Source organism: Pantoea sp. B9002, from assembly GCF_013385945.1.
Lineage (GTDB): Bacteria > Pseudomonadota > Gammaproteobacteria > Enterobacterales > Enterobacteriaceae > Pantoea.
Genome location: NZ_JACAPA010000001.1, coordinates 141,822 through 156,676 on the forward strand (window position 1 = coordinate 141,822; position 14,855 = coordinate 156,676).

Genomic DNA, 14,855 nt, shown 5'->3' on the forward strand with positions numbered 1-14,855 from the left:
GTTTTTCTTTTATCGCTTGCTGGCTAAATCGTCCGGCATGCTTTTCTGCATCTTGTGCCAAATCTCACCGCTGCGGCGGCCGTATTCACGCACGCTATCGACAATCTGCTCCTGCGAAGGATTAGCCACGCACAGGTCAGCCAGCTGGCGATAGAAGTTACGCGCCAGTTCACGCGCTTCCAGACTGGAGAAGTAGTGACGACCAACGCGGGTATACAACCCTTTGAGGCCATTCAAAATCAGACCATAAATCGGGTTACCCGATGCAAACGCCAGGCCGCGGAACACGCGATAATCCAGCTCGGTGTAGGCTTCGGCTTTATCTTCCTCGATCAGCGCATTCTCCAGCACTTCGCGCGCCTTCTCTGGATGATGACGCAGCGCACGGCTGATAAAAATCGAAGAGATGTTAGTACGCACCGACAGCAGATTATCAATCAGCTGCGGGACGCTATCGTGATCGAGTCGGGCCAGGGTTTCGAGGATGTTTAAACCGGAGGTTTCCCAAAAATCGTTAACGCGCGTCGGTTTGCCATGTTGAATGGTTAACCAGCCATCGCGCGCCAGACGCTGCAACACTTCACGCAACGTGGTGCGGGTCACGCCAATCAGTTCAGAAAGCTCACGTTCGGCAGGTAGAATGGATCCCGGCGGAAAACGACTGTTCCAGATGCTTTCAATAATATACTCTTCAGCAAATCCCGCGGGGCTCTGCGCCTTAATCACCATAGCATTTATTTCTCGTTGCTTTCTTTATCGTAATGCGACTCATCATACCAGAGCGGCTATAGCGGAAATAGCCTGCCAATCGATTAAAAGCGCGCGCTGGCGCAAAATTCAGCCGTGAATTCAGACCAAACGACGCTGGCAAGCACACGTTTGCGCTGCGCCTGCAGCTTGCACTTATCGGATGAAGCGCGTGGACGGATCTTTTTTGCCCTCAACGCGACTTAAGTCATTTTTGTACATGATTTTTTCCGGTTACCTGGCTGGCACGGTTGCGCTTTTGGTTTACACTGCGAAACATTAACGGTTACAGGAAAAGCAATATGTTGCGATATTTGAATCAATGCTCGCGTGGACGCGGTGCCTGGCTTCTGCTGGCCCTGACGGCGTTGGCGTTTGAATTGACGGCTTTGTATTTTCAGCACGTCATGGGGCTGCAACCCTGCGTAATGTGTATTTATGAGCGTTGCGCGCTGTTTGGCGTGATGGGCGCGGGCATCGTGGGTGCGATTGCGCCGAAAACCCCGCTGCGCTGGGCGGCGATCCTCATCTGGATTTATAGCGCGATTGAAGGCACTCGTCTCTCTTACGATCACACCATGATTCAGCTGCATCCGAATCCGTTTGTCACCTGCGACTTTGCCGCGCGTTTCCCAAGCTGGTTGCCGCTGGATAAATGGTTGCCTTCGGTGTTTGTGGCCAGCGGTGACTGCGCTGAGCGCGGCTGGACTTTCCTGACCTGGAGCATGCCGCAGTGGATGATCGTGATTTTCGGCGCTTATCTGCTGGTGGCGCTGCTGGTGTTGATTGCACAACCGTTCAAACCGAAACGCCGCGATCTGTTCGGACGTTGAGTTCAAAAAAACAGGCAGCCTTGGCTGCCTGTTTTATCTTTAACCGTTGCGATCCGGCCGATCGATTATATGCTCTTCCCAATCCCGCACTTCACTCTCACGCACCGCAATAAAACGCACTGAAATGCGTTGCGCATGCATCGCCTTTTTAGAACCGGCGATCAGCGGATGCCAGGCCGGCAAGGTTTTGCCTTCTCCTAACACGCGATAGGCGCAGGTACGCGGCAGCCATTCAAAGCTGGTGAGATTTTCACGCGTCAGCTTGATGCAATTCTCTTCTAACTCAAAACGATGCTCGTAGTTACGGCATTGGCAGGTTTTGATATTCAGCTGATTGCAGGCCACGTTGGTGAAGTAGATTTCGTCGGTATCCGCATCCTGCAACTTATTCAGGCAACATTGGCCGCAGCCGTCGCACAGGGATTCCCACTCTGCGTCGTTCATTTGGTCAAGGCGTTTAGTCTGCCAGAAAGGTTGTTCAGTCATGATGGCGGTCCGGGTTAGCAAAGAGACCGCACCTTATAAAGGTTCAGGTGCGGTGATGCAAGTTTTACAGAACGCGCGTCGAAATACCGTGACCCGCCAGCGATACTTCCAGCTTATCGCCAGAACGCATCGGGCCAACGCCTTCCGGCGTACCGGTCAGCACCACATCGCCCGCGCGCAGGGTGAAATACTGGCTCATATAGGCAATCAGCGGCAGAATTTTGTGGATCATATCGGCGGTCGTTCCGTGCTGACGCACTTCGCCATTAACGATCAGCTTCAGTTCGGTGTTCTGTGGATCGCCACTGAACTCGGCAACCGGAATAAAGCCCGATAGAGGACACGAGTTATCGAAACCTTTGGATTTTTCCCACGGTTGGCCCGCTTTCTTCAAACCGGCCTGCACGTCACGTAAGGTCAAATCCAGCGCGACGCCATATCCGGCAATCGCCTTCGCCACATGCTCTTCGCTCGCCTGCTTCAGCGTCGAGCCAATCAGCACCGCCAGCTCCACTTCATGATGCACTTCACCAAATTGTGCCGGGATCGACAGCGGCTGGCGTAGATCGCACACTGCGGTTTCCGGTTTGATAAACACCACCGGTTCGGTTGGCGTGGCACTTCCCATTTCCTTTATGTGCTTCGCATAGTTGCTGCCGACGCAAACCACTTTGCTGACCGGATAATCCAACAGAGCGCCCTGCCAGTTACGATGCTGATACATGCTATTCCCCTGCTTTGGTTGTGTTTGCCGCCAGTGCATCTGGCGATGAAGTCTGGCTCAGTGCCGGAACGCGACAGGCTGAGGTGGAATATATTAGCGGGTTTATGGCTGCAGGCGTGGCGGAAATTGTCAAAAGTCGTTAATCGTATACAACAAAATCAGCTAAACGCCGGGATAATTGCCCGCAATAAAGGGTTAAAGCGGGCAGTTAATTAACGCAAATAGCACTGATTATTTCTACAGGATATATTTACAGAGGAATCTGAATTAATCTTTTTTACCCTGATCGAGATGAATGTTGAGCAGACTTTCAACCGGCGGTGGAATTTGCAAATAAAAGCCGTGTTCGCTTAAACCTTGCTTAACTTTATTGATATCCGCGTTAGCCAGCTTGTCACGCTTATCCAGCGACAGCACCATTGCCAGCTGGGGTTTGCCGAAGCCACGCAGCAGTTCTTCCGGTACTCGTGAGAAATCGTCTTTTTTTTCAACATACAGATAAGTCTGTTCACGTTGCGGGCTTCTGTAGATCACACAAAACATATTTTTTACTCGAATTAACCGATGGCGTCACTTGCCTGAATATAGCAGTAACTATAACATGCTTGCAGAACTTCGAATATTGACCGTTTGATGTTATTGCCGATTTTATCGGCGTACATTTAAGGGTCGTAAAACAGGACTGAGTCAGCACAGATGTCGCAAACGCCAATCGAATTCAAGGGAAGCAGTTTTACCCTGTCAGTCGTTCATCTGCATCATTCGCAACCCGAGGTGATTCGTCAGGCGCTACAGGACAAAATCGATCAGGCACCTGCCTTTTTGCTGAATGCGCCGGTGGTGCTGAATGTTTCAGCGTTAACCGGCGACATTAACTGGAAACAGATGCAACAAGCGGTGATGGCGACCGGTCTGCGTATCGTTGGTGTCAGCGGTTGCAAAGATGAAGCCCTGAAAAAAATGATTGCCCGCGCGGGTTTGCCGGTCCTTTCTGAAGGTAAAGAGAGCCGCAAACAAGCCGCTGCGCCGGTCGCTGTAGCCGCGCCAGTTGTTCCGGCGGTGGTGGCTGATGCCGCCAGTAAAACCCGCATCATTAATACGCCAGTGCGTTCGGGCCAACAGATTTATGCGCGCAATGCCGATCTGATCGTCACCAGCAGCGTCAGCGCCGGTGCCGAACTGGTCGCCGACGGTAACATCCACATTTACGGCATGATGCGCGGTCGCGCGTTGGCCGGCGTCGGCGGACAACGTGACAGCCAGATTTTTTGCACCAACCTCGCCGCAGAGTTGGTCTCTATTGCCGGGGAATATTGGATGATCGATCAAATCCCGGCGGAATTCTTTGGTAAAGCGGCGCGCCTCAGCCTGATTGAGGGCGCGCTTACCATTCAGACACTTAATTAAGCCCCTTTTCTTTCGTTAAGGAAATCAACATTTATGGCACGCATTATTGTAGTTACATCGGGTAAAGGGGGCGTTGGCAAGACCACGTCAAGCGCGGCCATCGCTACCGGGTTAGCGCAGAAAGGCAAAAAAACCGTCGTCATCGATTTCGATATCGGTCTGCGTAACCTGGATTTGATCATGGGCTGTGAACGCCGCGTGGTTTATGACTTTGTAAACGTCATTCAGGGCGATGCGACGCTGAATCAGGCGCTGATTCGCGACAAGCGCACAGAGCAACTCTACATTCTGCCGGCTTCACAGACGCGTGATAAAGATGCGCTGACGCGTGAAGGCGTTGAAAAAGTGCTGAACGATCTGGCAGCGATGGAGTTCGACTTTATCGTCTGCGACTCACCCGCAGGTATCGAAACCGGCGCACTGATGGCGTTGTACTTCGCCGATGAAGCCATCATCACCACCAACCCGGAAGTCTCTTCAGTACGTGACTCCGACCGTATTCTCGGCATCATCTCTTCGAAATCTCGTCGTGCAGAGAACAGCCAGGATCCGGTGAAAGAGCATCTGCTGCTGACCCGTTACAATCCTGGCCGCGTAACCCGTGGCGATATGCTGAGCATGGAAGATGTGCTGGAAATTCTGCGCATTCCCCTGGTTGGCGTTATCCCGGAAGATCAATCTGTCCTGCGCGCCTCTAACCAGGGTGAGCCGGTGATCCTCGACGCAAACGCTGACGCCGGTAAAGCCTATGCTGATACCGTAGATCGCCTGCTTGGCGAAGAACGCCCCTTCCGCTTTATCGAAGAAGAGAAGAAGGGTTTCCTTAAACGCCTGTTCGGGGGATAACCAATGGCATTACTTGATTTCTTTTTATCCCGTAAGAAGAACACAGCCAATATAGCCAAGGAAAGGCTGCAGATTATCGTAGCCGAACGCAGAAGGGGCGACAGTGAGCCCCACTATCTGCCGCAGCTGAAGCGCGATATTTTGGAAGTGATCTGTAAATACGTAAAAATTGACCCGGATATGGTGACCGTTCAGCTGGATCAGAAAGGGGATGATATCTCGATCCTCGAGCTCAACGTGACACTGCCGGAGCCGGAAGACGTTCCTAAATGATTAAAGCGGTTTCCTGATTTTCCCCTGCGGTGTTGCGCAGGGGAAAATGCTTCCGTTAAAGTGCCTGCAGAATCTCGTCGATACCCGCTTTCAGCAAATCGCCCCGCCAGCCTGTCTGTAACTCAGGTGTGCGCGACGCATTTTTCAATCCCCAATGCACGCTCAGTACCTGATTAATCTGGCGACGTGATGCCAGCAGTTCCTGGCTGAAACCACTCGCTTCACTCACCTGTTGCACCAGCGCTTTGATGGCTTTGAACGCCTGTTTGTAGTGCGGATGATCGATAAGATTGGGCAGCGGCTGCGGCAAGGTCGCTTCATCCTGCGCCTGCGCTTCAGCCACCAGCGCCACCATTGCTTTACCGTGGAAGCGGATTTCATGGCCGTTCAGCCCTAAATGATCCAGCTCACCAAGGCTACCCGGCATAAAGCGCGCTACTTTCCACAGATTCTCTTCGCGCACCACAAAGTTCACCGCCATATCTTTCTGACGCGCGAGGTTTAAACGCCACGCGGCCAGGCGCTGCAACGCCGCCAGCTGACGCGGACGCAGCTGCCACGCATTGGTGATGTCGCGCCAGGCTTCTTCCGGTTGCAGCACATCCAGACGACGCTGGCACAGCATATTACATTCGCTCAACGCCGCCGCCATGTTGCCGGCTTCTTCAGTTTGCGCCACCAGCTGATGGGCAATCGGCAGCAGATAGGCGACATCGGCGGCGGCATATTCACATTGACGTTCTGTCAACGGACGCGCCAGCCAATCGGTACGCGATTCGCTTTTATCCAGCTCGATTTGGTTGAAATGCATCACCATCGAGGCAAAGCCCCACGACAGCGCCTGACCGGTAAACGCCGCCAGAATTTGCGTATCAATCATCGGATCGGGCAGGCATTTAAAGCGATGCAGGAACACTTCCAGATCTTCGCCACCGGCGTGCAGGAATTTGGTGACCTGCTTGTCCTGCAGCAGCGCCACAAACGGCGTCCAGTCACTGATATTAAGCGGATCGATCAGGATCAGCTGGTCGCCATCAAACAGCTGAATCAGGCCGAGCTGCGGATAGTAGGTGCGTGTGCGCACGAATTCAGTATCCAGCGCCACGGCGGCGTGCTGGCGTGCTTTCTCGCACACGGCGGCCAGTTGGTCATTTTGGTCGATCAGGGTGTAATTCACGTTGTCTTTCTCGCTGCGGCAAACTACGCGCAGCGCTCCATGTTAAAAGCAATAAAAACGCCGGACTGTGCCGGCGTTAACCTGAGGAGAATGGCGCGTTACTGCCCTTCTCGCTTCGCCTCATCACGCAATTCGCGACGCAAAATTTTGCCCACGTTGGTCTTCGGCAACTCGTCACGAAACTCGATAATCTTCGGCACTTTGTAGCCGGTGAGCTGGCGACGGCAATGATCCAGCACTTCTTCTTTCGTCAGTGAAGGATCTTTCTTCACGATGCACACTTTTACCGCTTCGCCCGACAGATCGCTGGGAACGCCAATCGCCGCGGCTTCACGCACTTTCTCGTGCTGCATCAGCACATCTTCGATCTCGTTAGGATACACGTTAAAGCCTGACACCAGAATCATGTCTTTCTTACGATCGACGATGCGAATAAAGCCTTCGCTATCAACGGTAACAATATCACCGGTATGCAGCCAGCCATTTTTCAGCACTTCATCGGTAGCGTCGGCGCGCTGCCAGTAGCCGGTCATCACCTGCGGTCCGCGAATACACAGCTCGCCCGGTTCACCTGGCGCCACATCCTTGTCTTCATCATCAACGATGCGTACATCGGTGGACGGCACCGGCAAACCGATGCTGCCGGTATGACAGGTAATGTCATACGGATTCACTGACACCAGCGGCGAACACTCGGTCAGGCCGTAGCCTTCCAGCAGATAGTGTCCGGTGAGTTTTTCCCAGCGCTCGGCGACCGCTTTCTGCACCGCCATGCCGCCGCCGGCTGACAGGCGCAGCGTGGAGAAATCGAGCTTATTGAAGTTGGCATCATTCAGCAGCGCATTGAACAAGGTGTTGACGCCGGTGATGGCGGTAAACGGGAACTTGCTGAGCTCTTTGACAAAGCCAGGAATATCGCGCGGATTGGTAATTAGCAGGTTGGTGCCGCCAAGATCAAGGAACAGCAGCCCGTTCACCGTCAGCGCGAAGATGTGATAGAGCGGCAGCGCGGTCACCACTTGCTCTTTGCCCGGACGCAGCAGCTTGCCGTAAGTGGCTTTAGTCTGTTCCAGGTTGGCCTGCATATTGCGGTGCGTCAGCATCGCGCCTTTGGCCACGCCGGTGGTGCCGCCGGTGTATTGCAGGAAAGCGAGATCGTCGTTGGTCACGGTCGGGCGCTGATAGGTCATCTCTTCGCCCTGCGACAAAGCGCTGCGGAACGGCACCGCGCCCGGCAGATGGTATTTTGGCACCAGCTTTTTCACGTATTTGACGACGAAGTTCACCAGCGTGGCTTTCACCGGCGCCAGCTGATCGCCCATACGCGTTAACATCACATGTTTGATGGGCGTTTCGGCCACCACTTTTTCCAGCGTGTGGGCAAAGTTCGAGACAATCACAATGGCGCTGGCGCCGCTATCAATCAGCTGATGCTTGAGTTCACGCGGCGTGTAGAGTGGATTGACGTTAACCACCACCATGCCAGCGCGCAACACGCCAAACAGCGCGACGGGATATTGCAGCAGGTTCGGCATCATCAGCGCCACACGATCGCCCTGCTTCAACCCTAAACCTTGCTGCAGCCAGGCGGCAAAGGCGCGGCTTTGCTTTTCCAGCTGCCGATAAGTCATTGGCTGGCCCATATTGATGAAAGCCACCTGATCGGCGTATTGCTCTGTTGCGTGCTCGAAAAGATCGACCAGAGAAGCGTAACGATCCGCATTAATTTCCGCAGGGACATCTGCCGGATAGCGTTTGAGCCAAACCTTATTCAAAGAATCACCCCGATAATCTTGTTGCGTAGCCATCGCCGCCTCGACAATCAATGTTGTTAACAATATTTTAACTGATTGTACCAGTTTGCCTGTTTCGGCATTTTCAGGTTGCGAAGCGCATCACTAAATTTCGCGCATCGATTGCGCGCCCAATAAAAAGGCCCGTTCGCAAGCACCGCGACCGGGCCGTAAATAACACAATTAATAGCTTACTCGGTGAGGATAGTTTGCACCTGCGCCGGTTGGCCGAGGTTCATGCCCCAATACGGATTCGGTCCCCAATATCCGGGACGATGGCGCGTTGGGCCATACCAGATGTAGGGATCAATCGGCTGCGGCGGCGTCATCACCTGTTGCGTCAAATGCCAGCGCTGATAGCCGCGCACATCGATCACCACAAAGTTGTAGCTGGCCTTACCGATATCGCCTTTCTCGATGCCTTTGATGTTGCCCAGCACCGTGATGTATTGGTTATTCAAATCCACCGGATCAACAAAGCCGCGGATGTCAGCAAAGATGCGGCCAACAGAAGCTGCACCTAAACGCGGACGCGCGCTCTCATCCAGCGGTTGAGTCGCAATCTCCACGCGCGTTAAGCCGTTAAGATTGGTGACTTTCACCACTTTCCCGCCGAAGCGTGATTCCTGGCCGACAAACAGTTGCGGCGCGTTCATCACGCGCAGTAAATCTTGCTGTGGAAGCTCAGAACTTCCTTTAATTGAATCTGGCACCGAAACACAGCCGCTGAGCAGCATTGCGCAGGCTAACAGAGCGCCAGACATCCCTTTACGACTTATTGGCATAGCACTTCTCCTGTTATTTCTCTGATTAGACTGAGCACGCGAAAATAAGTTGCGCGTGACCTAGCGTCCCGGCAACTTTTTCCATGCCACTTCATTGCGCAGATAAACCGGCTCGGCATTCTCCACCGCGACCGCTTCATCACGCTGCCAGGCGCTGAGCGCCAGCGGCAGCATATCTTCGGCTGCGGGTAACAATACGTCTGAGGCAATAAGCTGTGCGCCTGGCGAGGTCAGCAGATGCGGATAAGCTTGCCAGCCGGTGCCAACAACGGTCCATTCGCCGCCTAATGCGGCAATACGTTGCTGCGCCACGTCGGGTTTGATCACCGCTTCGGTTTCCGCACCCTGCCATTCGCCGTTTTCGTCGCGCTGATATTCAGCCCAATAGAGTTCGCCCATCCGTGCGTCGATTGCGGCCAGCACGCGCGTCGCGCCGGTTAAACGCCACGCGCCCTGCGCCATGGTCGCTAACGAGGAGACGCCGATCATCGGCAGATTCGCGCCAAGCGCCAGCCCTTGAGCAATGCCAATGCCGATACGCACACCGGTAAAACTGCCCGGTCCACGGCCAAACGCCAGCACGTCAAGCGCGGTCAGCTCCAGCTGCTGCGCCTGCAACAGCTCCTGCACCAGCGGCAGAATACGTTGGGTGTGATCACGCGGGGCGATTTCAAAGCGGGCATCAATCTGCTGCAGATTTTGCAGCGCGGCAGAACAGGCTTCTGTCGCCGTGTCCAGGGCTAAAATTCGGGCGGACATAACAACCTCAGAGAGTCAAAATGGCGCGCATCTTATCACAGCCTGGCACAAATTAGTGATCCACTGGTTGACGGACAAATTCGATGGCGCGCGCAATATCGCGGGTGCGCGGCGTGGGTGGCAAACTGTTCAGGAACAGGCCGCCGTAAGGGCGAGAAACCAGACGCTGATCGCAAATCACCAGTACGCCGCGATCTTCGGTATCACGAATCAAACGTCCCACGCCCTGTTTCAGGGTGATCACCGCATCGGGCAGTTGCACATCATTAAAGGGATCGCCGCCGCGCAAGCGGCAATCTTCCATGCGTGCTTTTAGCAGCGGATCTTCCGGCGAGGTAAACGGCAGCTTGTCGATGATCACCAACGACAGCGCATCGCCGCGCACGTCGACACCTTCCCAGAAGCTGCTGGTGGCGACCAACAGCGCGTTACCGGCTTCCAGGAACTGCTTCAGCAGCTGTCCTTTACTGGTTTCACCTTGCAGCAACACCGGCAACGTCATAGAAGCACGAAACTCAATGGCTAACTCGCGCATCATCTTGTGCGAGGTGCAGAGGAAGAAGCAGCGGCCTTTATTGGCATCAATTAGCGGCTTCATCATGCGCGCCAGCTGGCGCGCGCCGCCGGGATGATTGGGTTCCGGCATGTTGCGTGGCACGCACAGCAGCGCCTGCTGGGTGTAATCGAACGGGCTGTCGAGGATCATGGTAGTGGCGTTATCCACGCCAAGGCGGCTGGAGAAATGGCTCATCTGCTCATTCACCGCCAGCGTGGCAGACGTGAAAATCCACGCCGCTTTGCGGTTATCCATCACTTCCCGGAAGCGTTCCGCCACCGACAGCGGCGTCAGCGCCAGCGTGAAATGGCGGCTGTTGCACTCATACCAATAGCTGAAGCCGGGCTCATCAATGGCGCGCAGACGTTTCAGGCGGGTGCGATACAGCGCCGCGCGCTCAAAAGCGGCGTCCAGCAGCGCGGAACGGCCGAGTGACAGTTTGATCACGTCGTAACAGAGTTCGAGCGCATCATCCAGCAAGGTAAACATGCGCATGATGTTGTTGTCGCTTAGCAGATCGCGCAGGTTGCCGCGAAAACCAGGTTCGCCGAGCGTCAAACGGAAATCCTGCGCGCACTGCGCCAGGCGATCGGCAGATTTCTGGAGCTGCTGTACATCCCGCACTTCGGTGCGATAGGCGATGATGATGTCTTTGGCGAGATCCTGCAGTTGACGGCTCGACAGCTGCTGACCGAAATACTGGCTGGCGATATCGGGCAGCTGATGCGCTTCATCGAAGATCATCACATCGGCCTCCGGGATCAGTTCGCCAAAGCCGCCCTCTTTCACCACCAGATCGGCGAGAAACAGATGATGGTTCACCACCACCACATCGGCGTCCATGGCTTTTTTGCGCGCTTTGACCACGAAGCAATCTTTATACAGCGGGCAATCGCTGCCGAGGCAGTTATCGTTGGTGCTGGTGACGAACGGCCAGATGGGACTGTCTTCGGCCACGCCGTTGCAGTTGCTGACGTCGCCATCGGTGGTTTCTGACGACCAGCCGCGCACGCTGATCAAATCGCCCAGCGCCTGAACGCTGAGATCGCCGCCGGTTTGATTCTGCTGCTCAAGACGTTCGAGGCATAAGTAGTTGGAGCGCCCTTTCAGCAGCGCAGTTTTGCCGCTGAACTTTAAGGCGCGTGCGATGGTGGGCAGATCGCGATTATAGAGCTGATCCTGCAACGCTTTAGAACCGGTGGAGACGATGACTTTTTTCTTCGCCCGCAATGCCGGCGCCAGATAGGCATAGGTTTTACCGGTTCCGGTGCCCGCTTCAACCACCAGCTCGCCGCCTGTTTTCACCGCCTCGGTTACCGCTTTGGCCATTTGGCGCTGTGCTTCACGCGGTTTAAAGCCCGGAATTGCCTGCGCCAGTGCGCCATCAGCTGCAAAATCGTCTGCCACACTTCCTCACATCAAAAATAAAAACCACTGTAATTATGTCAGGATTCCCGGCGGGCAACCACAACAGATGACATGCGCCCCTGGGATATGGCAGGCTAGCGCAGCAAAATTAAAGGAGAACAGCATGACCATTACGCGTATTGATCCAGAGCACCGCATGTCGGAAGCCGTGGTGCATAACCAAACCGTCTATTACACCAGCGTACCGGAAAATCTGGATGAAGATGCGGAAGCGCAAACCGCCAATGCGTTGGCGGTGATTGACGCCATTCTGACGCGCGTGGGATCGGATAAGAGCAAGATCCTCGACGCCACCATTTTTCTGGTGGAGAAAAGCGATTTCCCGGCGATGAATCGCGCCTGGGATGCGTGGGTTTCACCGGGCAATGCGCCGGTGCGTTGCACCGTGCAGGCCGGTTTGATGAACCCGAAGTATAAAGTCGAAATTAAAATCATCGCCGCGCTGTAAAATCCGTTCGGGCGTTATTCGTTGTCGTCTTCTTCATCCTCGTCGTCTTCGAACATCGCCCGAATGGCTTCACCTTTATAGGTTTGACGAATCTCCTGCGCCACTTGCGCAATCGCCTGTCCGCTCGACATACCGCCCGCCATTAATTCCTGAATGCGTTCAACCGCTTGCTGCTGTTGCTCGTGGGATAACGCTGGAAGACCTGTAAACATAATTCACTCCTGGTGCATGGGGGACGCATTATTACCACGTGGAACAAACGGGTGCCAGCAACAAAAAAATATGTCAGGCTAGCGACCTGCTTGCTGAAGTGATTTGTCCCATGATGGTAAAAAGCCTCGTTCTGAAGTATACGCCCGAAACGCTGTTAGACCTTTTTGCTCCGCTGGCCCACCAACGCTGGGCGATGTTGCTGACCTCCGGCCAGGCCAATCACGCGGATAACCGCTTTGATATCCTCACCGCCGATCCGCGCGCGACGCTGACCACACGCGGTGCCAGCACCGAAATTATCTGCGGTGATGAAGTCATTCACTCCGCCGCCGATCCGCTGCTGCTGGTGCAACAGCAATGTGCCGCGCTGGGCGTCACGCCGGCTTTTGATGCCGGATTACCCTTTCAGGGCGGCGCCCTTGGCCTGTTCGGTTACGATTTAGGACGGCGCTTTGAAGACCTGCCGCAGCGCGCGCAGCAGGATCTCACCACGCCGGATATGGCGGTGGGCATTTATGACTGGGCGCTGATCGCCGATCACCATCTGCAAAAACTGACGCTGGTTTCGCTCACTGATGCCGGGCAGCGCTGGCACTGGCTGCAGGCGCAAACCGCGCCGCCAGCCGAACCTTTCGCCTTGACCAGCGAGTGGCAATCGAATCTCAGTTTTGACCAGTATGCGCAGCGCTTCCACGCGGTGCAGGCCTATATTCAAGCCGGCGATTGCTATCAGGTAAATCTGGCGCAGCGCTTTCAGGCGGGCTATCGCGGTGATGAGTGGCAGGCATTTTTGCGTCTGACGCAGGCGAATCGCGCGCCGTTCAGCGCTTTCCTGCGTTTGCCAGACAGCGCGCTGCTGAGTTTATCGCCTGAGCGCTTCCTCTCTTTACAGCAGCAGGAGATTGAAACGCGTCCGATTAAAGGCACTTTGCCGCGTCTTGCTGATGCCGAAGCCGACCGTTTGCAGGCAGAGAAGCTCGCGAACTCGGAGAAAGATCGCGCTGAGAATCTGATGATTGTCGATCTGCTGCGCAATGACATTGGCCGCGTCGCCGTGCCCGGCAGCGTCAGCGTACCGGAACTGTTCGTGGTTGAACCTTTCCCGGCGGTGCATCATCTGGTTAGCACCGTGCGTGCCCGTTTGCCTGAGACGCTGAGCGCAACCGATCTGCTGCGTGCCTGTTTCCCTGGAGGTTCCATTACCGGCGCACCGAAGATCCGCGCGATGGAGATCATCGAAGAGTTAGAGCCGCATCGCCGCAATGCGTGGTGTGGCAGCATCGGCTACATCAGCCTGTGTGGCCGCATGGATACCAGCATCACCATTCGCACGCTGATTGCGGAAAACCATCAGCTTTACTGCGCCGCCGGTGGCGGATTGGTGGCGGACAGCAACCTTGATGCCGAATATCAGGAAACCTTCCATAAGGTGAACCGTATTTTGCCCAGCCTGCGTGATGGAACCTGAAATGAATTTAACCCTTGAGCAGTTCCTCAGCCGCTTTGTCCTGCAACCGCCGCTGCATGCGCCGAAAAGCGCCATCAGCGGACGCCGTGCGGCGGTGCTGGTGCCGGTGATCGACGGTGCAGAACCTGGCTTGCTGCTCACGCGCCGCTCATCGCATCTGCGTAAACACGCCGGGCAAGTCGCCTTTCCCGGTGGCATGCAGGATGCCACTGACACCTCGCTGATCCACACCGCACTGCGTGAAGCGCAGGAAGAGGTGGGGATTCAGCCGGAACAGGTGCAGATCATCGGCGTTCTGCCGCCGGTGACCAGCAGCACCGGTTTCGCCGTTACGCCGGTGGTGGGCATTATTCCGGCTGATTTTGCTTTGCAGCTCAATCCGGACGAAGTGGAAAGCGCCTTTGCCATGCCGCTGTCGGAAGCATTACGTTTGAGCCGCTACAGCGATCTCACCTTGCGCCGTGGTCATCGCCAACATCAGGTCTGGCTATCTTGGTATGAGGATTACTTTATCTGGGGCATGACCGCCGGGATTATTCGTGCGCTCGGTCAACAAATCGCCTTGCCGTAAATCCCCGTAATGCTTTTGAGTTAAGTAATCTTTCTGCTTTAAATCTGGAGTGGGCTCTGACACATCTGCTGCGTCACGGGCCGTCCTCGCGCCGCTAGCGCGGTGCCTTCGGCTTTCACGTCGTGCCGACGGACCGTTCGCGGATCGGCCGTCCTGGCCGGCCCCGAACTGCCTCACGCATCCATGCGTGAGGCTCCTGGCCCAACGTAAAAGCCTCAGCGCTGCGAATGGCCCTTTTGCCGCAGCAGAAGCGCCAGCGCCTCTGGCAAAGGTGCCCTTTTCAGCAGCACACGCTGTAGCTTCGGAGCAGGCCGGGGCCACTTTTGGGCCGGCAATCCGCA

At 55.3% G+C, this 14,855-nt stretch carries 17 protein-coding genes; 7 read left to right on the forward strand and 10 right to left on the reverse strand.

Annotation, left to right across the window (positions count from 1 at the left end):
* Positions 1-9 precede the first annotated feature (9 nt).
* Positions 10-729: a fatty acid metabolism transcriptional regulator FadR gene (gene fadR, locus HX773_RS00640; protein ID WP_008110376.1), complete on the reverse strand. Its 720-nt coding sequence runs from the start codon at positions 727-729 to the stop codon at positions 10-12.
* A gap of 320 nt (positions 730-1,049) precedes the next feature.
* Here fadR and dsbB point away from each other — a divergent pair, with 320 nt between their 5' ends.
* The gene (dsbB, locus tag HX773_RS00645) at positions 1,050-1,580 is read left to right on the forward strand and encodes a disulfide bond formation protein DsbB (protein ID WP_176970022.1); all 531 of its coding nucleotides are present in this window, start codon (positions 1,050-1,052) and stop codon (positions 1,578-1,580) included.
* Between the two features lie 39 nt (positions 1,581-1,619).
* Here the strand turns inward: dsbB and HX773_RS00650 are convergent, their stop codons facing one another.
* From HX773_RS00650 to HX773_RS00660, 3 genes are all read right to left on the reverse strand, one after another.
* A complete protein-coding gene (locus HX773_RS00650; protein ID WP_008110381.1) occupies positions 1,620-2,066 on the reverse strand; it encodes a YcgN family cysteine cluster protein in 447 nt (148 codons plus the stop codon).
* Between the two features lie 64 nt (positions 2,067-2,130).
* Entirely contained in the window at positions 2,131-2,790 is a 660-nt protein-coding gene (locus HX773_RS00655) for a fumarylacetoacetate hydrolase family protein (RefSeq protein ID WP_176970023.1), read from the reverse strand.
* A 267-nt stretch (positions 2,791-3,057) separates the two neighbouring features.
* Positions 3,058-3,333 (reverse strand): YcgL domain-containing protein, encoded by a 276-nt coding sequence (locus HX773_RS00660; RefSeq protein WP_176970024.1) that lies wholly within the window; start codon positions 3,331-3,333, stop codon positions 3,058-3,060.
* Positions 3,334-3,486: 153 nt separating this feature from the next.
* Here HX773_RS00660 and minC point away from each other — a divergent pair, with 153 nt between their 5' ends.
* Genes minC through minE form a run of 3 tightly spaced genes read left to right on the forward strand, consistent with a single transcriptional unit; the run spans position 3,487 to position 5,316 of the window.
* Complete coding sequence (gene minC, locus HX773_RS00665; protein ID WP_176970025.1) at positions 3,487-4,197, forward strand: septum site-determining protein MinC; 711 nt, start codon at positions 3,487-3,489, stop codon at positions 4,195-4,197.
* A gap of 33 nt (positions 4,198-4,230) precedes the next feature.
* Positions 4,231-5,043 carry a septum site-determining protein MinD gene (gene minD / locus HX773_RS00670; RefSeq protein WP_007889662.1) on the forward strand — a complete coding sequence of 271 codons (813 nt, stop codon included), beginning with the start codon at positions 4,231-4,233 and terminating at the stop codon, positions 5,041-5,043.
* 3 nt (positions 5,044-5,046) lie between these two features.
* A complete protein-coding gene (gene minE / locus HX773_RS00675; RefSeq protein ID WP_007889661.1) occupies positions 5,047-5,316 on the forward strand; it encodes a cell division topological specificity factor MinE in 270 nt (89 codons plus the stop codon).
* Positions 5,317-5,371: 55 nt separating this feature from the next.
* Here the strand turns inward: minE and rnd are convergent, their stop codons facing one another.
* From rnd to HX773_RS00700, 5 genes are all read right to left on the reverse strand, one after another.
* Entirely contained in the window at positions 5,372-6,493 is a 1,122-nt protein-coding gene (gene rnd, locus HX773_RS00680; RefSeq protein WP_176970026.1) for a ribonuclease D, read from the reverse strand.
* Between the two features lie 98 nt (positions 6,494-6,591).
* A complete protein-coding gene (gene fadD, locus HX773_RS00685; protein ID WP_176970027.1) occupies positions 6,592-8,268 on the reverse strand; it encodes a long-chain-fatty-acid--CoA ligase FadD in 1,677 nt (558 codons plus the stop codon).
* Positions 8,269-8,477: 209 nt separating this feature from the next.
* A complete protein-coding gene (locus HX773_RS00690; protein ID WP_176970028.1) occupies positions 8,478-9,071 on the reverse strand; it encodes a Slp family lipoprotein in 594 nt (197 codons plus the stop codon).
* Between the two features lie 60 nt (positions 9,072-9,131).
* Positions 9,132-9,830, reverse strand: coding sequence for a tRNA (adenosine(37)-N6)-threonylcarbamoyltransferase complex dimerization subunit type 1 TsaB (gene tsaB / locus HX773_RS00695; RefSeq protein WP_176970029.1), 699 nt, complete (start codon positions 9,828-9,830; stop codon positions 9,132-9,134).
* Between the two features lie 52 nt (positions 9,831-9,882).
* Positions 9,883-11,793 carry an ATP-dependent DNA helicase gene (locus tag HX773_RS00700; RefSeq protein ID WP_176970030.1) on the reverse strand — a complete coding sequence of 637 codons (1,911 nt, stop codon included), beginning with the start codon at positions 11,791-11,793 and terminating at the stop codon, positions 9,883-9,885.
* Between the two features lie 124 nt (positions 11,794-11,917).
* On the opposite strand from HX773_RS00700, the gene HX773_RS00705 reads away from it, so the two are divergent.
* On the forward strand, positions 11,918-12,262 hold the full coding sequence (locus HX773_RS00705) for a RidA family protein (RefSeq protein ID WP_061718729.1): 345 nt from the start codon (positions 11,918-11,920) through the stop codon (positions 12,260-12,262).
* Between the two features lie 14 nt (positions 12,263-12,276).
* On the opposite strand, the gene HX773_RS00710 is transcribed toward HX773_RS00705, so the two are convergent.
* Positions 12,277-12,474, reverse strand: coding sequence for a YoaH family protein (locus HX773_RS00710; protein WP_008110398.1), 198 nt, complete (start codon positions 12,472-12,474; stop codon positions 12,277-12,279).
* A 110-nt stretch (positions 12,475-12,584) separates the two neighbouring features.
* On the opposite strand from HX773_RS00710, the gene pabB reads away from it, so the two are divergent.
* Positions 12,585-13,943, forward strand: a complete 1,359-nt coding sequence (pabB, locus tag HX773_RS00715) for an aminodeoxychorismate synthase component 1 (protein ID WP_176970031.1) — start codon at positions 12,585-12,587, stop codon at positions 13,941-13,943.
* Between the two features lies 1 nt (position 13,944).
* A complete protein-coding gene (locus HX773_RS00720) occupies positions 13,945-14,514 on the forward strand; it encodes a CoA pyrophosphatase (protein WP_101764192.1) in 570 nt (189 codons plus the stop codon).
* Positions 14,515-14,855 lie beyond the last annotated feature (341 nt).

What these genes read in the sequence shown, in the direction of transcription:
- pabB (WP_176970031.1), top strand. Translation starts at nt 12,585, where the DNA reads ATGATGGTAAAAAGCCTCGTTCTGAAGTATACGCCCGAAACGCTGTTA.
- dsbB (WP_176970022.1), top strand. Translation starts at nt 1,050, where the DNA reads ATGTTGCGATATTTGAATCAATGCTCGCGTGGACGCGGTGCCTGGCTT.
- minC (WP_176970025.1), top strand. Translation starts at nt 3,487, where the DNA reads ATGTCGCAAACGCCAATCGAATTCAAGGGAAGCAGTTTTACCCTGTCA.
- HX773_RS00655 (WP_176970023.1), bottom strand. Translation starts at nt 2,790, where the DNA reads ATGTATCAGCATCGTAACTGGCAGGGCGCTCTGTTGGATTATCCGGTC.
- tsaB (WP_176970029.1), bottom strand. Translation starts at nt 9,830, where the DNA reads ATGTCCGCCCGAATTTTAGCCCTGGACACGGCGACAGAAGCCTGTTCT.
- minE (WP_007889661.1), top strand. Translation starts at nt 5,047, where the DNA reads ATGGCATTACTTGATTTCTTTTTATCCCGTAAGAAGAACACAGCCAAT.
- fadR (WP_008110376.1), bottom strand. Translation starts at nt 729, where the DNA reads ATGGTGATTAAGGCGCAGAGCCCCGCGGGATTTGCTGAAGAGTATATT.
- minD (WP_007889662.1), top strand. Translation starts at nt 4,231, where the DNA reads ATGGCACGCATTATTGTAGTTACATCGGGTAAAGGGGGCGTTGGCAAG.
- HX773_RS00720 (WP_101764192.1), top strand. Translation starts at nt 13,945, where the DNA reads ATGAATTTAACCCTTGAGCAGTTCCTCAGCCGCTTTGTCCTGCAACCG.
- HX773_RS00660 (WP_176970024.1), bottom strand. Translation starts at nt 3,333, where the DNA reads ATGTTTTGTGTGATCTACAGAAGCCCGCAACGTGAACAGACTTATCTG.
- HX773_RS00710 (WP_008110398.1), bottom strand. Translation starts at nt 12,474, where the DNA reads ATGTTTACAGGTCTTCCAGCGTTATCCCACGAGCAACAGCAGCAAGCG.
- HX773_RS00705 (WP_061718729.1), top strand. Translation starts at nt 11,918, where the DNA reads ATGACCATTACGCGTATTGATCCAGAGCACCGCATGTCGGAAGCCGTG.
- HX773_RS00690 (WP_176970028.1), bottom strand. Translation starts at nt 9,071, where the DNA reads ATGCCAATAAGTCGTAAAGGGATGTCTGGCGCTCTGTTAGCCTGCGCA.
- HX773_RS00650 (WP_008110381.1), bottom strand. Translation starts at nt 2,066, where the DNA reads ATGACTGAACAACCTTTCTGGCAGACTAAACGCCTTGACCAAATGAAC.